This window comes from Curtobacterium sp. PhB146, from assembly GCF_004342995.1.
GTDB lineage: Bacteria > Actinomycetota > Actinomycetes > Actinomycetales > Microbacteriaceae > Curtobacterium.
In genome coordinates, this window is the sequence record NZ_SMBN01000003.1 from 555,947 (window position 1) to 575,296 (window position 19,350).

Genomic DNA, 19,350 nt, shown 5'->3' on the forward strand with positions numbered 1-19,350 from the left:
TCAGCGGTGGTCGCGGCGAGCGGCGGCTGCGGGAGCGTCATCGCGGACACCGGCGGCGAAGAGTGCCTCCTGCGCGTCGGCGAGGTCCTTGCCCTCGATCGAGAACGCGTCGAAGACCGCGTGCCGGAACCCGAGCCACCCGACCACGACACCGACCGCGACGAGCGCCGTGAGGATGCCGTACATGACCTCGGGGTGGTCGAGGAGCAGCGGGGTCACGAACGCCAGCAGCGCCGCGGCGATCCGGGCCACCGCGATGATCGTGCCCTGGACCGAACCGCGGAGCAACGTCGGGAACGACTCCTGTGACCAGACCTTCATGATCGCCTCGAAGGCGAACGCGTTGCCCACCGCGCCGAACGCGAGCATCGCGACGAGGGTCGGCAGCGAGAAGCCGAACACGAGCGGCAGGCCGTAGCTCACCACGAGGCACACGGCGCCGACGATGTAGAACGGCATCCGCAGCCGACCGTCGACGATGCGCATGAACCAGAACGCGAGCAGCATCCCGATCGGCACGCTGACCAGGTTCATCGTCGAGAAGAACGGCACCGACAGCCCGACGACGTTGACGGCCACGTAGGCGCCGAACTGCCCGCCGGTGTTCGCACCGAGGTTCGTCAACGTGTAGAAGACCAGCAGGGACAGGAACGGCAGCAGGAAGATGCGCTGCGTCAGCACGTCGCGGATGCCGTGGCGGGCAGCACGGACGGTGTGTACGCCCGCGGCCTTCTCGGCATGGGCGTCGGACCACGTGGTGGACTCCGGGATCGTGAAGCGCAGGACCATCACGACGAGTGCGACGACCCCGACGTGCGCGAACATGATCTGACCACCGGTGCGGCCGAGGTCCCCGACGCCCGCCGAGATGGCGTAGGTCGCCAGGATCCCGGCGAACCAGAGCACCTGGGAGAAGCCGACGAGCTTACCCCGGTTCTCGTCGGTCGCCGCCTCGGAGATCGTCGCGAGCGAGACCGGCAGGTCCGCTCCGGTGCCGAGGCCGACGAGGATCGTGCCGATGAGCAGCCCCGCGAACGCCGGGCTCGCCACCAGGACCCCCGCACCGACGACGGTCATCGCCATCGTCACGATGAACACCGCCCGACGACCGAACAGGTCACCGAGCCGGCCGCCGGAGAGCGCGCCGATCGCGATGCAGAACGTGAGCGCGCCGGAGAGCACCCCGATCTGCGTGCCGGTGATGCCGATCGACTGCTGGTACAGGACGAGCGCGGTGCCGGAACTCACGATCGCGGCCGCGTCGATGTACGAGGCCATCCCCGAGACGACGGCGACCCACCAGGGGTGCGGTCGCCGGGCGGGCTGCTGGGGTCGGTTCACTGCGTTCTCCTTTGAACGTCGGCCGAACACCGGATGAAACGGTTCAACCGGTCGGCGGCACTGTAGCTCGCCGAGTGCCGCAACCGCAAGGATCGTTCACTCCGCCTGCTGCCCACAGCCTCGCTGTTCGTTTCCTGAGGACATTGACTTCTGCGAATCCCAGAACCTACGGTCATCGCAGCGGCACCGTCGCCGCGCGTTCCCGAGGAGAACACCATGTCGATCGAGCACCTCGCCCGTGGCGTCGCCCATCCGGCCATCGAGTACCGTCCGGAGCTGCGGTGGTGGCTCGCCGAGGGCCTGCACACCGATGTGACCCTCCGACGCGAGGTCGACACCGCCCACGCACTCGGGTTCGGCGGCATGGAGTTCCTGGCGATGGACGAAGGAGCGATCGACCACGGCCGGTACGGCTGGGGATCCGAGGAGTGGGTGCACGACTCGCAGATCGTCGTCGAGGAGACCACCGCCAGGGGCATGTCGGTCAGCTTCACGTCCGGGACGAACTGGTCGAACGCGAACCTGCCGACGATCGACGCAGACCACCCCGCCGCTGCGCAGGAACTCGACGTCGTGCACGAGGACCTGCCCGGCGGGACGAGCCGCTCGGGTGCGCTCCGTCGGATCGACCTCGACGCGCCGATCGCACACACGACGCTCCCCGGTGAACGCGGGACGGTGCGCGTCCAGACGCTCGTCGCGGTGGTCGCGACGCGCGTCGTCCCGGACTCCGCCGGTTCCGGCGCCGCGACCGTGCTGGACCCCGGCTCGGTGGTGGACCTGACCAGCGCGGTCACCGACGAGGCGCTCGACTGGACCGCACCGGAGGGCGGCACGTGGCGCTTGTCCACGTTCTGGAGCCACGGCACCGGCCAGACGGCGTCACCGTCGGCGACGGTCAACTGGACGGTGAACTACCTGGAGCGAGCGGGCGTCGACGCCGTGATCGACTACTGGGAACACGTCGTCCTGACCGCTGAGCTCCGCGCCGAGATCGCCCGCAACCCCCGTGCCCAGATGTACATGGACTCCCTCGAGCTGTCGACCTACGGCGCCGGTGGCCTCTTCTGGGGAGCGCACGTCGCCGAGGAGTTCCGGACGCGCCGCGGCTACCCGATCACGCCGTGGCTGCCGTTCCTGACCCGCAGCGCCCCGTTCATGGCGTCGAGCACCACGTACCACGCCGAACCGGTGCCGGACCGGGCGGTCGACGTCGAGAAGGTCCGCTTCGACTACGTCCGGACGCTCACCGACCTGTACATCGAGAACATGCTGCGCCCGTTCGCGGCGTTCCTGCACGCCAACGGCATGACGCTGCGGTCCGAGATCAGCTACGGGCTGCCGTTCGAGTTGACGCGCCCCGGGCCGGAGGTCGACGGGATCGAGACGGAGTCGCTCGAGTTCGCCGCCCAGATCGACGCGTACCGGCTGCTCGCAGGGCCGGCGCACCTGTTCGGCAAGCAGTACTCGTCGGAGACCGGTGCGACGACCCGCAACCACATGCTCGACCACCGGTTCACCGACCAGATCGTCGCGACGCAGCTCGCCGCCGGCATCACGAAGACCGTCCTGCACGGCTGGGCGAGCACCACGGGCGCCGAGGGCGTCACGAGCTGGCCGGGACACGAGGGCATGTGGAGCATGTTCTCGGAGCGCTTCGACGCCCGGCAGCCCGCTGCCGAGTTCTACCCGCTCTGGAACGACGCGATCGGCCGGTACCAGTACGTCCTGCGCCAGGGACGCCCGCGGATCGACGTCGGCATCCTGCACACCGACCACTTCACCGACAACGCGTCCGGCATGGTGTTCCGCGACGCCGACGGTGGCCGCGTCCCCGACGAGGTCGCCTACGGCCAGTACTGGATGCGCGACCGGCAGAACCACTGGTGGCGCGACCTCGGCATGCAGGACGCCGGGTGGACGTACGAGTTCCTCGACGGGTCGCTGCTGCTCCGCGACGACGTCCGGGTGGACGGCGGCCTGGTGCAACCGGACGGCCCCGGGTACCAGGCACTGCTCGTCTTCCAGAGCGCGCTCGATGCCGACGTCGCAGCACGCCTGCTCGCCTGGGCCGAGGACGGCGTGCGGATCCTCGTCGTGCACGGCACGCGTGAGCTCAAGTCGCTGATCGCCGGGACGGACACGCACCACCCCCGAGCGGCCGCCCGCACCCCGGGCCTCGACGGACGCGACGCCGAGCTCGCGGACACCGTCGAGCGGCTGCTGGCCCTGCCGTCGGTGACCGCGATCGACGACGCCGCCGACACCGTCGCCGCCCTGCGCGGCCTCGGCGTGACCGGCCGCGCCGAGTTCGTGACGGAGGACCGGAGCGTCCTGTCGCACCTGCGCGAGGACGGTGACCTGCTGCACGTGTACCTGTACCACTTCCTGTACGAGACGACCTCGGCGACCACCGTGGAGGTCGCGCTGCCCGGCACCGGCGCGGTGTACCGCGTCGACGCCTGGTCCGGCGCGGTGTTCCCCCACCCGGCCGCACGGACCGAGGGCGACCGGACGATCGTCACCGTGGACCTCGCGCCCGGTGAGACCGCGCTGTTCACGCTCGACCGCAGCGGGCCTGCGCGCGAGACCGCACTCGACGCCCGGCTCGGCGGACGCACGACGACCGACGTCGTCGTCGAGATGACCGACTGGCGGATCGCGGTCGAGAGCTGGGACGCGGGCGGTGAGGAGCTCATCACCGAGGACCGCGGCCACGGCTACGTCACGCGCGAGGTCCGGCCGCTGACCGACGTCCGACGACTCGACGCCGGTACCGGTCCGCTCCGTCCGTGGAAGGACCTGCCCGCCGTGGGACCGGAGGTCTCCGGGGTCGGCGAGTACGCCACGTCGTTCTCCGTCGACACGGTGGACGACGACGGCGCCCGGTTCCTGCTCGACCTCGGGTCGACGGCCGGCGGGCTCGGTTCGGTCGTGCTCAACGGCGGACCGGCACGCGGGTTCGACACCTCGCACCCGGTGGTCGACGTCACCGACGACCTGCGCGTGGGAGAGAACACGGTGGTCGTGCGGGTCGCCAGCTCACTCAACAACCGGTTGCTCGCCCGCGGGTACTACGAGGACGTCCCCGACGTCATCGCGCAGCTGCTCGGCGACCCCGACGCGGTGCAGACGACACACGTCCGCGACCACGGCCTGCTCGGTCCCGTTCGTCTGGTGGTCGGATGACCCGTCGCGGCGGACGACCGAGCGGTGTGGACCTGCGCCCCGTCATCACCCCCGACCCGTTCGACATCCGGGTCGCGCTCGCGGGCATCGTGCACTGGGCGGACAGCCCGCAGGTCCGGCAGCGCATGATGACCGCGATCGACTTCCCGGTGGCCGATCTGTCGATGTTCCTGGTGGTCAACCAGCTGACCTACCGCGGCGCGACGAAGCCGAGCGTGCTCGCGGGGGCGTTGGGCACCGGTCGTGCCAACCTCACGAAGATCGCGAACCGGCTCGAGGACATCGGGCTCGTGGTACGGGTACCGGCTCCCGATGACGAGCGCAGCGTGTTGATCGCGCTCACCGCCGAGGGCCGCGGGTACGGCGAGCGGATCAGCGACCAGCTCAGCCAGGACCTCGATGCGGTCCTCGCCCACTGGGGTCCGAAGGACGTCGACGCCCTCCGGCGGGTGCTCGCGCGCCTGCGACACGACGCGGCGAACGGGTCCTGAGCCGAGCGTCGCTCCGGCACCCGTGTGCACGATCACCGTCGGCCGCGTTGACTGGAGTGTCGGTCGAACGAGGAGTGCACGTGCTGGGTCCTGAACTGGTGGTCGTCCTCGGCCTCGCCATCGCACTGACGGCGGGGATCGCGGACCGGATCCGGGTGGCCCCTCCGGTCCTGCTGCTCGTCTTCGGCGCTGCGCTGGCCTTCGTGCCGGAGTTCGCGGACGTCGAGCTGCCGGCCGACGCCGTCCTGCTGTTGTTCCTGCCGGCGCTCCTGTACTGGGAGAGTCTGACGACGTCGCTGCGCGAGATCCGGAAGAACCTGCGCGGCATCGTCCTGATGGGCACGCTGCTCGTCGTCGCCACGGCGGGCGCCGTCGCCGTCCTGCTCCACCTGCTCGGCATGCCGTGGGGTCCGGCCTGGGTGCTCGGCGCCGCCGTGGCCCCGACCGACGCGACCGCGGTCGGAGTGCTCACGAAGATGCTGCCGCGCCGGAACGTCACCGTGCTGCGGGCGGAGAGCCTGGTGAACGACGGCACGACCCTCGTCGTCTACGGCATCGCGGTCGCCGTCACGGTGGGCACGCAGGAACTCACGTTCTGGGGCGTGTCGGGGATGCTCGTCCTGTCGTACCTCGGTGGGGTCGCCGCGGGGCTCGCCGCGGCGTGGGTCGGCACGCTCGTGCTGCGCCGGGTCGACACCGTGGTGCTCGAGAACCTCGTCACGCTCCTCGTGCCGTTCGGTGCGTTCCTGGCTGCCGAGGCGATCGGCGCCTCCGGTGTGCTCGCCGTGGTGGCGGCCGGCATCGTCGTCAGCCAGGTCGGGCCGAAGCTCGACCGCGCCGAGACCCGGCAGCAGGTCCGCGCCTTCTGGTCGTTCCTGACGTTCCTGCTCAACGGTGCACTGTTCGTCCTGGTCGGCATCGAGGCGATGGTCGCGGCCCGGGCGCTGACGCCGTCCGAGCTGCTCCGCGCCGTCGGCGTCGTCCTGGCCGTCGCGGTCGTGCTCGTCGTGGTCCGGTTCGCGTTCCTCAACGCCGCGGGCGGCACCGTCTGGCTCGTCACCCGTCGCACGGGAGGCGCGCCCCGCGAGGGCCACCGCGACCGGCTCGTGAGCGGCTTCGCCGGGTTCCGCGGCGCGGTCTCGCTGGCGATGGCCGTCGCCGTCCCCCGCGTTCTGGAGTCCGGAGCGGACTTCCCGGACCGCGACCTCATCGTCTTCGTCACGGCGGGCGTGGTCGTCGTCACCATCGTCGGTCAGGCACTCGTGCTGCCGGCGGTCCTGCGGCGGGCTGCGCTGCCCGAGGACGAGTCGGTCGGTGAGGAACGTCGCTACGCCGAGCGGACCGCGATCGAGGAGGCCCTCGACGCCCTGCCGCGGTTGGCACGGTCGACCGGAGCCGACCAGGCCACCGTCGACCGGGTGCGCAAGGACTACGAGGCGCACCTGGACGTCATCCAGGCGCGCGAGGAGGACGACGACGAGCACCCGGCGGTGCAGCGGCACGACACCGCCGTCGCGCTCGAGCTCGCCCTGGTGCAGCACAAGGCCGCGACCCTGCTGCGGCTCCGTGACTCGGACGAGATCGACGACCTGGTGCTCCGCCAGGTCCGCGCCGGCTACGACGCGGAAGAGGCGCGACTCGACGGCATCACCCCCGCGTAGCGGGACACCGGACGGGGCGGTCAGACCGGTCGCGCGCGGTCAGACCGGTCGGGGGCGGTCAGCCCGCGATGCGGAAGCCGATGTGGCTCATCCCGGTGTCGGACTCCTGGCCACGCCGTGCCGCCGGACGGTACCGGCGGCAGTAGCTGTCGGCGCACAGGAACGATCCGCCCTTCACGACCCGGCGCTCGACGGTCACGGCCTCGGACGCGGGCGCACAGCAGTCGTGCTCGGCGGCGGGGTCCACGTACCGGTCGCTCGTCCACTCCCAGACGTTGCCCGCCGTGTCGTGCAGACCGTAGCCGTTCGGTGGGAACGACCCGACCGGCGACGTCCGTCCGTACCCGCGTTCCGCGCGCCAGGGGAAGTCGCCGTGCCAGTAGTTCGCGCGCCGCTCCCCGGGGCGCTCCGCCTCGTCCCCCCAGGTGAACTCCGCGCCCTCGAGGCCACCGCGCGCCGCGAACTCCCACTCGGCTTCGGTGGGCAGTCGCCCGCCCGCCCACACCGCGTAGGCAGCCGCGTCCTCGTGGGCCACGTGCACGACCGGGTGGTCGGCGCGGTCGGCGATGGTCGAGCCGGGACCGGAGGGACGACGCCAGTTCGCGCCGGGCGTCCACGCCCACCACTGGCTGAGGTGTCGGAGGTCCACCGGCCCGCTCGTCCCGGTGAACACCATCGAGCCGGCGTGCAGGTTCTCGGCCGGGGCACCGGGGAACTGCGCCGGGTCGAGGGGCCGCTCCGCCACCGTGCGGTACCCGGTGGCACGGACGAACGCCGCGAACTCCCGGTTCGTCACGGCCTGCGGGGCGATCTCGAACGCGGCGACGGTGACGCTGCGCGCCGGGGACTCCTCCGGGTAGTGCTGGTCGGAGCCCATCGTGAACGCGCCGCCGGCGATCCGCACCATCGAGGAGCGGATCGCCGTGGCGGTGGCCGGGCCGGTGGTGGTCGGCACCGTCAGTCGCCGCCGGCCAGGAACGACTGCAGCTTGTCGACCGCCTGGTCGATGCTGAACGTCGCCGCGCGCTGTCGTGGCGGGAACTCCTCGAAGGTGTCCAGGAACTGGGTGACCAGCGTCGTGGCGGCGAGCAGCAGGTAGTCGTTCTCGAACAACCAGTCGAAGTACGTGTTCGACGTCTGGTCCGCTCGTTCGAACGGGTCGGTCCGCAGGTTGTAGAGCTTCGGGACCCGCAGCACGACGAACGGATCGAACCAGACCTGCAGGGTGCCGGTGACGCGCTGCTCCATGAACACCGCCTTCCAGTTGTCGAACCGGAGCGCGAGGACGTCGCCGTCGTCCGAGAAGTACACCAGGCCCGGTCGCGGACCCTGCTCGACCTCCCCGGTCAGGTACGGCAGGAAGTCGTAGCCGTCGATGTGCACCTTGTAGGTCCGGTCGCCGATCGTCTTCCCGACCTTGAGCTCCTCGACCGTGGTCGTGTCCCCCACCGCCGCCAGGAACGTCGGGAGCCAGTCGTGGTGCTGGATGATCGCGTTCGAGATCGACCCCGCCTCGATGTGGCCGGGCCAGCGGATCATCTGCGGGACCCGGAACGCGCCCTCCCAGTTCGTGTTCTTCTCACTGCGGAACGGGGTCATCCCGCCGTCCGGCCACGTGTTCATGTGCGGGCCGTTGTCCGTGGAGTAGATCACGATCGTGTCGTCCGCGATCCCGAGCTCGTCGAGCTGGTCGAGGAGCGAGCCGACCACCAGGTCGTGGTCGATCATCGTGTCGTGGTACGGCGACTGCCACCGGCCGGCCTGCCCCCGGCTCTCCGGCTTCGGGTGCGTCCGGAAGTGCATGTGGGTGGTGTTCATCCAGACGAAGAACGGGGTCTCGGACTCCGCCTGACGCCCGATGAAGTCCATCGCGGCGTCCGCGAACTCCTCGTCGATGGTCTCCATGCGCTTCTTGGTCAGCGGGCCGGTGTCCTCGACGCGCTGCTTGCCACGTCGTCCGTATCGACCGTCCTCGGTGTCGTCGTCCTCGTCGGTCGACCACGAGTGGATCACGCCGCGCGGCCGGGCCCGCTCGTTGAAGGCCGGGAACTCCTCGATGGACGGCCAGTTCGCCGACTCGGGCTCCTCCTCCGCGTTCAGGTGGTACAGGTTGCCGTAGAACTCGTCGAACCCGTGCGCCGTCGGCAAGAACTCGTTCTTGTCGCCGAGGTGGTTCTTGCCGAACTGCCCGGTGGCGTACCCGTGCGGCTTCAGCACCTCGGCGATCGTCGGGTCCTCGGCGCGGAGCCCCAGGTCCGCGCCGGGCATGCCCACCTTGCTGAGCCCCGTGCGGAACACGCTCTGTCCTGTGATGAAGGACGACCGGCCGGCGGTGCAGCTCTGCTCCCCGTAGGAGTCGGTGAAGCGCATGCCCTCATCCGCGATCCGGTCGATGTTCGGTGTGCGGTAGCCCATCAGGCCATCGCTGTAGGCGCTCAGGTTCGTGATCCCGATGTCATCGCCCCAGATGACCAGGATGTTCGGCTTGTCCTTCGGCATCGCTGTCCTCCTCGTTCGTGTGGTCGTGCTCGTGCATGGATCGTGCTCGGGTGCGCTCCGGTGCGGGCCACCCCGACCGGGTGAGATCGTGGACGTCGTCTGCTCAGCCCGTCAGCAGCGCGACGGCCACCGCGACGGCGGTCGCCAGCGCACACGCGATCGGCAGGAGCCCGAGTCCCTGGGCCGCCGTGGCGGTCGACCGCACCACCAGGTGCCGACCGTCGAACCGGCGCAGCAGGAACCCCAGGACCACGACGACCACGAGGCCGACCCCCGCGATCGGGAGCGTCCACCACCAGTCGAGGGGCGCCACGAGGCCGAAGACGACGAAGAAGGCCACGGTGGACACGAGCGACGCCGCCGTCACGAGGACGAGTGTCCGAGCCGATGGACCGACTGCGCTCGTCACGGGTGCCCACCAAGGTCGTGCGCGATCGCCCGGAGGTCCTCGTCGGAGAGCGTCGTCCGGAGCACCGTGCCGCCGAGGTCCGTCATCGCGCCGACGAGCCGGTCCCCGTCGACCGACGCCACCGAGACGATGACGGCCGCCCCGCCCCGCGCCAGCTCGGCGGCGAGACGCTCCCGGAAGTCCGCGTCCACGCCGGCACGGTCCAGGCTCGCGAAGAGCGCCCCCACCGCACCGCCGACGACGAGCCCCGCGAACGGCATGAGGAACAGGAACCCGAGCACGGTGCCGAACACCGCGCTCGAGGCCGCCCGTGCACCACGCTGCGAATCACGCCCGGTGGAGTCGACGTGGGTGCGACCGTGCTCGTCGACGTGCACGACGGCGATGCCGTCGAGGGCGATCTCCGCGCGGCGGTCGAGGCGCAGTGCGGCGTCGTGCGCCGCCCGGGCGCCGTCGTCGTCGTCGAAGGCGATGACGACGAGCTCGGTCGCCCGGTCGCTCACGCCGCAGCCGGTGCCGGCGCCGCGCGGGTGCTGCCGACCGCGTTCGCCTTGATCGCGTCGAACTCCGCCGCCGTGATCGTGCCGGCGTCGAGGAGTGCGCGTGCCTTCGCGATCTCGTCGGACGGGGACGTGCCCGCCACGGTGCGGATGTAGCCGTCGGCGGCGTCCTTCTGCCGCTGGGCGGACTCCGCGCTGCGGTCCGCCATCCCACGACCGCGTGCGATCAGGTAGACGAACGTCGTCAGGAACGGCACGAAGACCAGGAAGAAGACCCAGATCGCTTTGTACCACCCGCTGAGCGAACGATCCCGCACGAGGTCCGCGAGGACCGAGAAGAGCGCCATGAGCGAGGCGATGAGCGCCGAGATGAGCAGCCCGTACCAGATCACTGCCCAGAACGTGTACCAGAAGTCCATGATCGTGTTCCCTTCAGGAGTGCGTGGGCGTGCTGTCTAGCGCCGACGGCGCGCGGCCGGCACCACCCGCTTCGGGCGATCCGGCGCGACGGGCTTCCCGGTTCACCCGATCAGGATGGTGCGCACCGGCCCGCGCGGCCGGACGATCCGGGGCATGGACACACTCCCCTCCTGGCGCCCGGGGCACGCCCGCGACGCCGTCGAACAGTTCCTGGCCCGCACGACCGGCGGGGACACCCCGCTGCCGGTCGACGACCGCGTCGCCGTCTTCGACAACGACGGCACGCTCTGGAACGAGAAGCCGATGCCGACCCAGCTGCACTGGCTCGTCCAGCAGTGGGCCGCTGCAGCGTCCGCCGACCCGGAGCTCGCTCGCACGCAGCCCTACGCGGCCGCGCAGTCCGGTGACCTGTCGTGGATCGGGGGCGCCGTCGACCGGCACGCGAGCGGGGACGACTCCGATCTCCGGCTGCTGCTGGCGGCGGTGGGGCGTGCGACCGCCGGCATGAGCGTCGACGACTACCGACGGCTCGTGTCGGACTTCTACGCGCACGCCGAACACCCCGTGCTCGGCGTTCCCTACGCGGCGACGGTCTACCAGCCGATGGTCGAGCTCGTGCGGCTCCTGCACGAGCACGGGTTCACCTGCTACGTGGTGTCCGCGGGGGAACGCGACTTCATGCGTCCCATGACGGAGCAGAACTACGGCATCGCCCCGGAACACGTCATCGGCTCCGCCATGGGCCTGGAGTACGTCGACGGCGAGGTCCGCTACGTCGACGCACTCGCGTTCTTCGACGACGGCCCGGAGAAGCCCGTCCGGGTCTGGAGCCGGATCGGACGGCGGCCGGCGGTCGCGGTCGGGAACTCCGACGGCGACCGGGAGATGCTCGAGTACACCGTGCCCGGCCACGCAGGACTCCGTCTGCTCGTCCACCACGACGACGACACCGGCCGCGGCGACCAGCCGTACGACAAGGGCGCCGAGGTCGTGCTCCGTGAGGCCGACGAGCGCGACATCACCGTGGTCAGCGTCCGCGACGACTGGGCCACGGTGTTCCCGACGTGAAGCGCATCGGCCGGAACCACGTGCTGCGCTCGGCGATCGCCGCGACGACCGCGGTGCTCCTCGCGACCGGGGCGATCGTGACGACAGCGGTCCCCGCATCGGCTGCGGACCCTGCGGCGATCGAGGTGAACAAGCTGGTCGACGGCGGCAAGAGCGCCACCCTCGGCCCCGGCGACGAGTTCACCTTCACGATCCGACTCGGGTGCGATGACGCCGACTGTGTGGACGCCCGGATCGTCGACACCCTGCCGGCGGAGCTCGAGGGCTTCCCGATCGTCGACCTCAGCGCCACTCCGCCCAACCCCGCCGCGCCGGCAGACCCGGACTGGGTCGTCACCCACACCGGCTGCGGCGGCACACCGGCGACGGTCGTCACCAGCGACCCGCCGTGCGTGGGCACCCTCGAGTTCGTCCAACCGCTCGCCGACGGCTCCCAGGGCCTCGCCGCGGGCCAGGCGTACACGCTCACGGCGACCCTTCGGGTCCCCGCCGACCTCCCGCCGACGTGGCCCCACAACGGCCAGCCGATCACGAACACCGGTACCGGCACCGCGGACAACGCCGCGACCGCGTCCAGCGCCGCGAAGGTCACCGTGGACATCCCGACGACCGTCGACGTCGCGACGACGAAGTCCTGGACGCCCACGAACGAGCAGTACTCCCCCGGCGCACCGTCGACCATCGAGCTCTCCGCCTCGAACGCGTCGAACGTCCCCGCCACGTCCCTCGTCGTCCAGGACCCGTCGAACGCGGCGGAGGGTGCGGCGACGCTGGACGCCACGAACCCGTTCCGGTACGTCGACGTCACCGGACCCGGCACGATCGCCCTGCCCGCAGGAGCGACCGCCGTGCAGGTCGACGCGTACGTGCTCGACCCCGGGACCGGCACCTATCGCTGGGTCACCGGGACTCCTTCGCCGCCGGGATCCGCGACGTTCCCGGCCGGCGTCGACGACGCCGACGTCGCCGGGGTCCGGTACACCTTCACCGGCCCGGACGGGGCCGTCCTCACGCCCGGCGATCCGGCTGCCTCGATCCAACTCGACGTCGGACAGCGCAGCACCGAGCGGGACTCCGACGTCGAGCTCGGCGAGGGATGGTCCGCCACGAACACCGCCGCCGCCACCGTCTCGGTCCCCGGGCAGGACCCCGCGACGAGCACGGCCTCCGCCGAACACACCGTCTCACCGACGAACCTCGGAGCAGCGGTCACCAAGTCGATCGACCCGGCGCGGGTCCCCGCGGGCACGAACGCGGTCGGCAGCGTGACCGCCACGAACACGTCGGACGGACCGGTCGAGGAACTCCGCGTCAGCGACCTCGACTACTTCACCGCCGACGTCGGCTTCGCCGGGTTCAGCAGTCCGCTCGCGTACCCCGCGACCGCCACCGGCGCCGACGTCGTCTGGCACTTCAGCGACGGGACGACCCGCACCGATCCGTTCGCCGACGGCGACACCCCGGCGGCCGCGGCCCCGGACGGCACCTTCGTGACCGGGTTCGAGATCGTGTACGACGGCCCGATCGATGCCGACGCGACGACGACGACGCGCTTCGGCATCGACACCGCGCTCGATGCTGCCGACGACGCACCACTCCGGACCACCAACCGTGCGACGGCCTCCGTACGCAACGGGGGTACGACCGCCGACGACGGCGCGTCCGCGCCGCTCGACGTGTTCCGCCCGGACATCGAGATCGCGCTCTCCAAGACCCTCAGCCCGCAGGAGCCGATCGCACCGGGCGGGACGGTCGTGGCCCAGCTCCCGGCCACGACCAGCACGGACTCCGCGTTCGTGACCCCGACGACGATCACCATCGAGGACGTCGCGCCGACGCCCCACGACGACGGATCGTTCTGGAACGCGTTCGACCCGGTCGCGATCGCGCCCACGCAGGTGCCCGCGGGCACCACGCTGACCATCGACTACACGTCCGACGACGGCGCCACCTGGCAGCCGCTCCCGATCGACGGCCTCCCCGCCACCGGCCCGACGAACTTCTCCGGCACCGTCCCCGCCGACCTCCGAAGCGCGATCACCGGACTCCGGTTCGTGTTCACGAACCCGGACGGCTTCCCGCAGGGCACCACCGTGCAACCCAACGTCGTCTCGCAGGCCCGTGCGGACCAGCGGTACGGCGGTGGATCGACGAGCACCCCCGACGCCGGTCCGTCGACCTACACCAACACGGCGACCGCACAGGGCGAGGGTGCCGTCGACGGCGGCACCACCATCGAGAGCGACGTCGTCGAGGCCGACGCCGACGCCGACATCGAGTCGACGACCGGGACGGGGAGCACGATCGCCGGGAAGCGGTGGACCGACACCGACTTCGCCACCGACCGGACCACCGTGGACAGCCAGTCCGGCGAGCAGTTCGGGTCCGTCCTCGAGTGGGGCTCGCGGACGACCGGGACGTCCCAGATCGTCGTCACCGATCCAGCAGGCAACGCGGGGAACCCGGCCGCCACCGTCTTCCAGGCGTTCGACCTCGAGTCGATCGACCCGATCGCGGTGAGCACCGACCCGCTCTGGCGGTGGGACACCGTCACCTCCGTCGAGCTCTTCAGCGACGGGACGTGGTCCACCGTCCCGGCGCCGACCTCCGGCTGGGTCGACCAGACCGGCTTCGTCGGGTACGCGCTGACGAGCGAGCAGACCGCTGCGACGACGGGCGTCCGGATCACCGTGGCGCCCGACGACGACGCCCGCGCGGCGAGCACCGACCCGACCCGACCCGTTCCGGGGTCGGGGATCGCCACGAGCACGACGCCGCGACCGTTCCACCTCACCTGGGAGCTCCGGAACTCCCTCCGAGCACCGGGCACCGCCGACGTCGAGTGGGTGAACGGCACCACCGACTACAACCTCAGCACCGCCGGGTCCGTCCGCAACGCGGTCGACGTCACGGCCACGACCGACGACGGAGACCAGAGCTCCACTGCGGTCGACGACCTCGTCATCCTCGACCGGCCGCCCCTCGTCGGGCTCGCGAAGACCTCCGAGCACGACAGCCTCGCCGTCCCGGCACGCGGTGACGTCGACCCCGACGAGTACCCCACGAACGACTTCACCGTCACCGCCACGAACGGCTCCGCCTCGCGCGCGTCGTACGTCCGCGTGACCGACCCGATGCCGTGCACACCGGCGACCCTCTCCGACTGCACGAGCGACCCCGACGCGTGGTCGGCGGACCCCTTCGACGGAGCCGACTCCACGACCGGCAACCCGTTCGAACGGTTCACCCTCACCGGACTCGACTTCAGCGTCGACGACGACGAGGTCGACGCGGACGCATCGACGGTGACGTTGCTGCACCGGAGTGACACCGGGACGACCTCCAGCAGCACGACCTCGATCACCGGCGCCCGGGCCCAGACCGCGGCACAGCTCGCGGACGTCGTCGGCGTCAGCGTCGTCTACCAGGGCACGGACCCCACCCGCACCGGCGGGACCATCTCCACCGGCCGACCGCTGACCATGACGATGCACACGCAGTTGCGGGCGACGCTCCGGAGCCTGCCGTCCGTCCCCGTGACCGCGACGACCACCGTCACGAACCGGGCGTTCGCGCAGTCGTACGACCCCGTCCTGGCGCCGTCCGGTCAGACCAGCACCCCGACGGACACGGCCTCCGCGGCCGTCGCGCTGGTCCGCGGCGTCCTCGACGTCACCGCGGAGAAGACCTTCACACCGGACACCCTGCTCGAGGCCGACCGCAGCGACACGATCGACGTGCGCCTCGACGGTGCGCAGGGCGACGACGCGACGGTCTCGCCGGACACGGTGACCATCGAGGACACCGACCAGGACTTCTGGAACGACGTCCGGCTCGCAGCGTTCTCCGCGGACGACGTGACGTTCCCGGCCGGGGCCGACCGGGTGAGCGTCGACGTCCAGCTCGACGGCCAGCCTGCGTGGGAGCTCGGGGCGGCATCCGACTCGGCGACGTTGCCGACGTCTGACACGGCCGCGATCACGGGCATCCGCTTCGTCTTCGACCGAGCGGACGGCGACGTCCTCTCCCACGCCGACCCGCCGGCAGCCTGGACCGCCGCCGCGGTGCTCCACGTCGTCGTGCTCCCGGTCGGCCGGGACGGTGCACCCGTCCGGTTCCCCGGCACCCTCGACGACTCGGCGACCGTCACCGCCCACCGCAGCGACGACACGCTCTTCCCCGACGCCACCGCCGCCGCGGACGACACCCTCACGCTCGACCCGGGTACCCGCCAGCTCGACGTCGCCAAGGCGCCCGCGAACGACCAGCACACCGTGCCGGTCGGGACCCCGGTCCCGTGGACCGTCACGATGCGCAACACCGGGACCGGCATCGTCACGCTGACGTCCGTGCGCGACGAGCTCCCCGAGGGCCTCACGTGGGACGGAACGGACCCGACGTTCCGCACCTCGCCCGACGGGACCCTGTCCGCCGACGTCACGACGGTCCAGGACGGCCGGACGATCACGTTCACCTGGCCCACCGACGACGACCGGATGGCCCCGGACGAGACGTTCACCATCACGATCCCCCTGACGCTGGAACCCGGTCTGCACGAGGACGAGCGCGCCACGAACTCGGCCGTCGCCGTCACCGGCTCGGCGCTCGACCGCTGCACGAACGACTCCGGCAACGGGCAGGGCACCATCTCGGGACTCCCTGCCGAGGAGTGCGGCACGACCAACTACGTGCAGCCCACGCCCGGGCCGGCGCTGCAGACGAGCAAGGCGGTGCGTGGCGACGTCGTCGACCCGCTCGTCTCGGGTGCGTCCGACCCGTCGGACCCAGGCACGTCCTGCACCCCGGACGACGACGGCTTCACCCTCCCGCCCTGCGTCGCCGCCACGCGTGTCGGCGGGACCGACGAGTGGCGCGTCCGGACGACGAACACCGGCACCGTCGACCAGGACCGGGTCACCTTCGTCGACCCGCTCCCGCAGCCCGGCGACCGGCTCCTCGCGACCGGGGCTCCGCGTGGGAGCAGCTACCGGCCGGTGTTCGACGACTCCTTCGGCGTGGAGGTCGACGCACCGCTCGGTGCGACGACGACCTGGCAGGTCACGACCGACCGCACCGTGTGCTCGACCACCGACTCGACGACCTGGACGGACGACTCGCTCTGCTCGACGAACACGTGGACCGCGAACGATGCGTTCACCGGCGACTGGGACGACGTGACGGGCCTGCGCGTCTCGGTCGACCTCGGGTCCGTCGGCGGGCTCGACCCGGGCGAAGCCGTCACGGCCCGGTACCGCACCGTCGACGAGCCGGTGACCGCCGCGCACCCGGACGGTGTCCCCACGACGGTCCCGCTCCGCGACGAGACGGCCTTCAACCAGGTCGGGACCACCGCCACACTGAGCGACGGCGGACTCCCGATCGCCCAGGCGCCGGTGAAGGTCGGCGTCGCACCGTCCGTCGGGTCGATGCTCATCCGGAAGCAGGTGACGGGCGCCGGCGCAGGCCGAGCCCCTGATCGGTTCGACGCCGACGTCCGGTGCGAGGTGGCCGGTGTCGCGCTCGACCTGGGTGGTGCCGCCGTGGTGGCCCTCACGTCCGAGAACGCCCTCGAGGCGCGCATCGACGGCATCCCGGTCGGCGCCACCTGCGACGTCGCGGAACGCGGTGCGGTGGGCGCGTACGGGGAGGACGCCCGGACCGTCGCTCCGGGCACGGTCCGGGTGCTGGTCGCATCGACAGCCGACCAGAGCGTGCCGACCCTGCAGGTCGTGACGATCACCAACGACTACGACTTCACCCCCACCCCGCCGACGCCGACCCCGACCCCGACACCCACACCGGCACCGGGCCCTCCGTCGGTGACACCGGGTGGGGACGGCAGCGGGTCGGGTCCGGTCGGCCCCGCTCCGGACTCCCTGGCGTCCACGGGCTACGACGGTCGTCAGGCGGTCGTGGCGCTCGCCATCGCCGCGCTCCTGCTCACCGGTGGCATCGCGATCCGCCGTTCCACCCGCCGTCGGCGTCGAGACGGGACCAGGTGGTCCGGGTGAGGACGCGCCCGGGTGCGGGGCCGACGAGACGAGCCCGTCGCGGCGACGATCCGTCGAGCGGGTGGGCCCCGGACGTGCTCGGTCCCGACTTCGAGGCCCGCTCGTTGCCGCTCGAGGACGACGACGAAGGACCGGTGACCGCGACCCTGGTGCGGCGCACCCGGACCCACCGGCTCCCGCGACGGTGGCGGACCGCGATCCCGTGGCGGTCGGGCCACCTCCCCCTGGGCGGCGCCGACGTGCTCTACGTCCACGGATGGTCCGACTACTTCTTCCAACGCGAGATGGCCGAGCACCTCGAGGCGCTCGGCGCGCGCTTCTTCGCACTGGACCTCCGCAAGTACGGCCGGAGTCTGCTGCCGCACCAGACCCCCGGGTACGTCGACGACCTCGCCGTCTACGACGAGGACATCGCTGCGGCACTCGACACCATCGGGCACGGTGACCCCGAGCACGGACGTCGGCGACTCATCCTGTTCGGCCACTCGACCGGCGGGCTGACGCTGGCGCTCTGGAACAGCCGCCACCGGGGTGTGGCCGCCGGACTGGTGCTCAACAGTCCGTGGCTGGAGTTCCAGGCGACCGGCTTCGCCCGCGAGCTGATCGCTCCGCTGATGAAGCTCGGCGCGCGACGCAACCCCCTTGCTCCGCTCCCGACCGTCGACCCCGGCTTCTACACCCGCGCCGTGTCGAGCGGGTCCGACGGCAGCTGGACCTACAACCAGGCCTGGCGTCCGGAGCGCGGCTTCCCGCTCCACCCGGGGTGGCTCGCGGCGGTGTTCGCCGGTCAGGACCAGGTCGCCCACGGGCTCGGTGCCGAGACCCCGACGCTCGTGCTGCTCAGCACGCACAGCCTGCTGTCCCCGAAGTGGTCGGAGGAGATGACCCACGTCGACGTCGCACTGAACGTCGACGCCGTCGCGCACCGGGCACTCTCGCTGGGCGACGACGTCAGCGTCGCCCGGATCCACGGCGCCCTGCACGACGTGATGCTCTCGGAACCCCGGGTCCGCGAGACCGCCTACACCGCCATCCGACGGTGGGCACGCACGCTCCCCCTGCCGGGCGCCTGACCGACCAGGACGATGACGATGACGATGACCGAGAAGCCCGAGCGCCCCCACTGGACGCGCCGACGCGAGGTGGCGACCGTGGTCCTCCTCTCGATCACCGCGGTGGTGACCGCCTGGTGCGGCTTCCAGGCGTCGAAGTGGGGCGGCGAGATGTCCATCTCGTTCAGCCAGGCGTCGAGCGCCCGGATCCAGGCCGCCGACGCCGCGTCCGGCGCGCGCGACGCACGGCAGTGGGACGTCACCATCTGGGTGCAGTGGGTGCTCGCCGATTCACGGGACGACGCCACGCTCCGCAGCTACGTGCAGGAGCGGTTCTCCCCGGAGCTCCGCACCGCGTTCGAGGAGTGGGACGGTACCGGTCGGACCGCGGACGGGCCGTTCGCGACGGACGCGTACGTGCCCGCCGGATCGGACCGCGCGGCAACGCTCTCGGCGAAGGCCGACCGGCAGTTCGACCGTGCCCTCGCCGACAACCAGCAGTCCGACGACTACTCGCTCCTGACGGTGCTGTTCGCCCTCGTCCTGTTCTTCGCGGCCGTGTCGGACCGAGGTGGCCGCGAGTGGGCCCGCATCGCGTTGTTCGTCGCCGCGGTCATCGGCCTCGTCGGCGGGGCGTGCCTGCTCGCCACGTTCCCCGTCCTGGTCTGAGACGGGCGCGAGCGCGGCAGGAGCGCCGACCACGGACAGG

Annotated in this window: 13 protein-coding genes; 7 read left to right on the forward strand and 6 right to left on the reverse strand. The window is 71.5% G+C overall.

The genetic code is table 11. From position 1 onward, the window contains the following. A complete protein-coding gene (locus EDF33_RS14720) occupies positions 1 to 1,341 on the reverse strand; it encodes an MFS transporter (protein ID WP_243692459.1) in 1,341 nt (446 codons plus the stop codon). A gap of 216 nt (positions 1,342 to 1,557) precedes the next feature. Between EDF33_RS14720 and EDF33_RS14725 the strand changes: the two genes are divergently transcribed. The 3 genes from EDF33_RS14725 to EDF33_RS14735 all read left to right on the forward strand — a co-directional run bounded on the left by EDF33_RS14725 (position 1,558) and on the right by EDF33_RS14735 (position 6,682). Continuing rightward, positions 1,558 to 4,530 carry a glycosyl hydrolase gene (locus EDF33_RS14725; RefSeq protein ID WP_132100412.1) on the forward strand — a complete coding sequence of 991 codons (2,973 nt, stop codon included), beginning with the start codon at positions 1,558 to 1,560 and terminating at the stop codon, positions 4,528 to 4,530. Beyond that, positions 4,527 to 5,021 carry a MarR family transcriptional regulator gene (locus EDF33_RS14730; protein ID WP_123292749.1) on the forward strand — a complete coding sequence of 165 codons (495 nt, stop codon included), beginning with the start codon at positions 4,527 to 4,529 and terminating at the stop codon, positions 5,019 to 5,021. The genes EDF33_RS14725 and EDF33_RS14730 overlap by 4 nt, the downstream gene beginning before the upstream one ends. Before the next feature lie 80 nt (positions 5,022 to 5,101). After that, a complete protein-coding gene (locus tag EDF33_RS14735) occupies positions 5,102 to 6,682 on the forward strand; it encodes a Na+/H+ antiporter (protein ID WP_131846864.1) in 1,581 nt (526 codons plus the stop codon). Between the two features lie 58 nt (positions 6,683 to 6,740). On the opposite strand, the gene EDF33_RS14740 is transcribed toward EDF33_RS14735, so the two are convergent. The 5 genes from EDF33_RS14740 to EDF33_RS14760 all read right to left on the reverse strand — a co-directional run bounded on the left by EDF33_RS14740 (position 6,741) and on the right by EDF33_RS14760 (position 10,509). Next, positions 6,741 to 7,589: a formylglycine-generating enzyme family protein gene (locus tag EDF33_RS14740; protein WP_131880222.1), complete on the reverse strand. Its 849-nt coding sequence runs from the start codon at positions 7,587 to 7,589 to the stop codon at positions 6,741 to 6,743. Between the two features lie 50 nt (positions 7,590 to 7,639). After that, entirely contained in the window at positions 7,640 to 9,181 is a 1,542-nt protein-coding gene (locus EDF33_RS14745; RefSeq protein ID WP_123292748.1) for an arylsulfatase, read from the reverse strand. A 103-nt stretch (positions 9,182 to 9,284) separates the two neighbouring features. After that, on the reverse strand, positions 9,285 to 9,590 hold the full coding sequence (locus tag EDF33_RS14750) for a hypothetical protein (RefSeq protein WP_123292747.1): 306 nt from the start codon (positions 9,588 to 9,590) through the stop codon (positions 9,285 to 9,287). Next, a complete protein-coding gene (locus EDF33_RS14755) occupies positions 9,587 to 10,093 on the reverse strand; it encodes a DUF1269 domain-containing protein (protein ID WP_123339568.1) in 507 nt (168 codons plus the stop codon). Before EDF33_RS14755 ends, EDF33_RS14750 begins: the two co-directional genes overlap by 4 nt. After that, positions 10,090 to 10,509, reverse strand: coding sequence for an SHOCT domain-containing protein (locus tag EDF33_RS14760; RefSeq protein WP_123339567.1), 420 nt, complete (start codon positions 10,507 to 10,509; stop codon positions 10,090 to 10,092). Before EDF33_RS14760 ends, EDF33_RS14755 begins: the two co-directional genes overlap by 4 nt. A gap of 154 nt (positions 10,510 to 10,663) precedes the next feature. Here EDF33_RS14760 and EDF33_RS14765 point away from each other — a divergent pair, with 154 nt between their 5' ends. From EDF33_RS14765 to EDF33_RS14780, 4 genes are all read left to right on the forward strand, one after another. Continuing rightward, entirely contained in the window at positions 10,664 to 11,578 is a 915-nt protein-coding gene (locus tag EDF33_RS14765) for an HAD family hydrolase (RefSeq protein WP_131879970.1), read from the forward strand. Next, positions 11,575 to 17,589: an isopeptide-forming domain-containing fimbrial protein gene (locus EDF33_RS14770; RefSeq protein ID WP_131879967.1), complete on the forward strand. Its 6,015-nt coding sequence runs from the start codon at positions 11,575 to 11,577 to the stop codon at positions 17,587 to 17,589. Before EDF33_RS14765 ends, EDF33_RS14770 begins: the two co-directional genes overlap by 4 nt. 74 nt (positions 17,590 to 17,663) lie before the next feature. Next, the gene (locus EDF33_RS14775; RefSeq protein ID WP_243648784.1) at positions 17,664 to 18,662 is read left to right on the forward strand and encodes an alpha/beta hydrolase; all 999 of its coding nucleotides are present in this window, start codon (positions 17,664 to 17,666) and stop codon (positions 18,660 to 18,662) included. Positions 18,663 to 18,680: 18 nt separating this feature from the next. Then, positions 18,681 to 19,310 carry a hypothetical protein gene (locus tag EDF33_RS14780; protein WP_243648785.1) on the forward strand — a complete coding sequence of 210 codons (630 nt, stop codon included), beginning with the start codon at positions 18,681 to 18,683 and terminating at the stop codon, positions 19,308 to 19,310. The last annotated feature ends 40 nt before the right edge of the window (positions 19,311 to 19,350 follow it).

Excerpts from the sequence above, each read along its gene's own strand:
- EDF33_RS14740 (WP_131880222.1), bottom strand. The coding sequence starts at position 7,589 with ATGGTGCGGATCGCCGGCGGCGCGTTCACGATGGGCTCCGACCAGCAC.
- EDF33_RS14780 (WP_243648785.1), top strand. The coding sequence starts at position 18,681 with ATGACGATGACCGAGAAGCCCGAGCGCCCCCACTGGACGCGCCGACGC.
- EDF33_RS14730 (WP_123292749.1), top strand. The coding sequence starts at position 4,527 with ATGACCCGTCGCGGCGGACGACCGAGCGGTGTGGACCTGCGCCCCGTC.
- EDF33_RS14745 (WP_123292748.1), bottom strand. The coding sequence starts at position 9,181 with ATGCCGAAGGACAAGCCGAACATCCTGGTCATCTGGGGCGATGACATC.
- EDF33_RS14760 (WP_123339567.1), bottom strand. The coding sequence starts at position 10,509 with ATGGACTTCTGGTACACGTTCTGGGCAGTGATCTGGTACGGGCTGCTC.
- EDF33_RS14725 (WP_132100412.1), top strand. The coding sequence starts at position 1,558 with ATGTCGATCGAGCACCTCGCCCGTGGCGTCGCCCATCCGGCCATCGAG.
- EDF33_RS14765 (WP_131879970.1), top strand. The coding sequence starts at position 10,664 with ATGGACACACTCCCCTCCTGGCGCCCGGGGCACGCCCGCGACGCCGTC.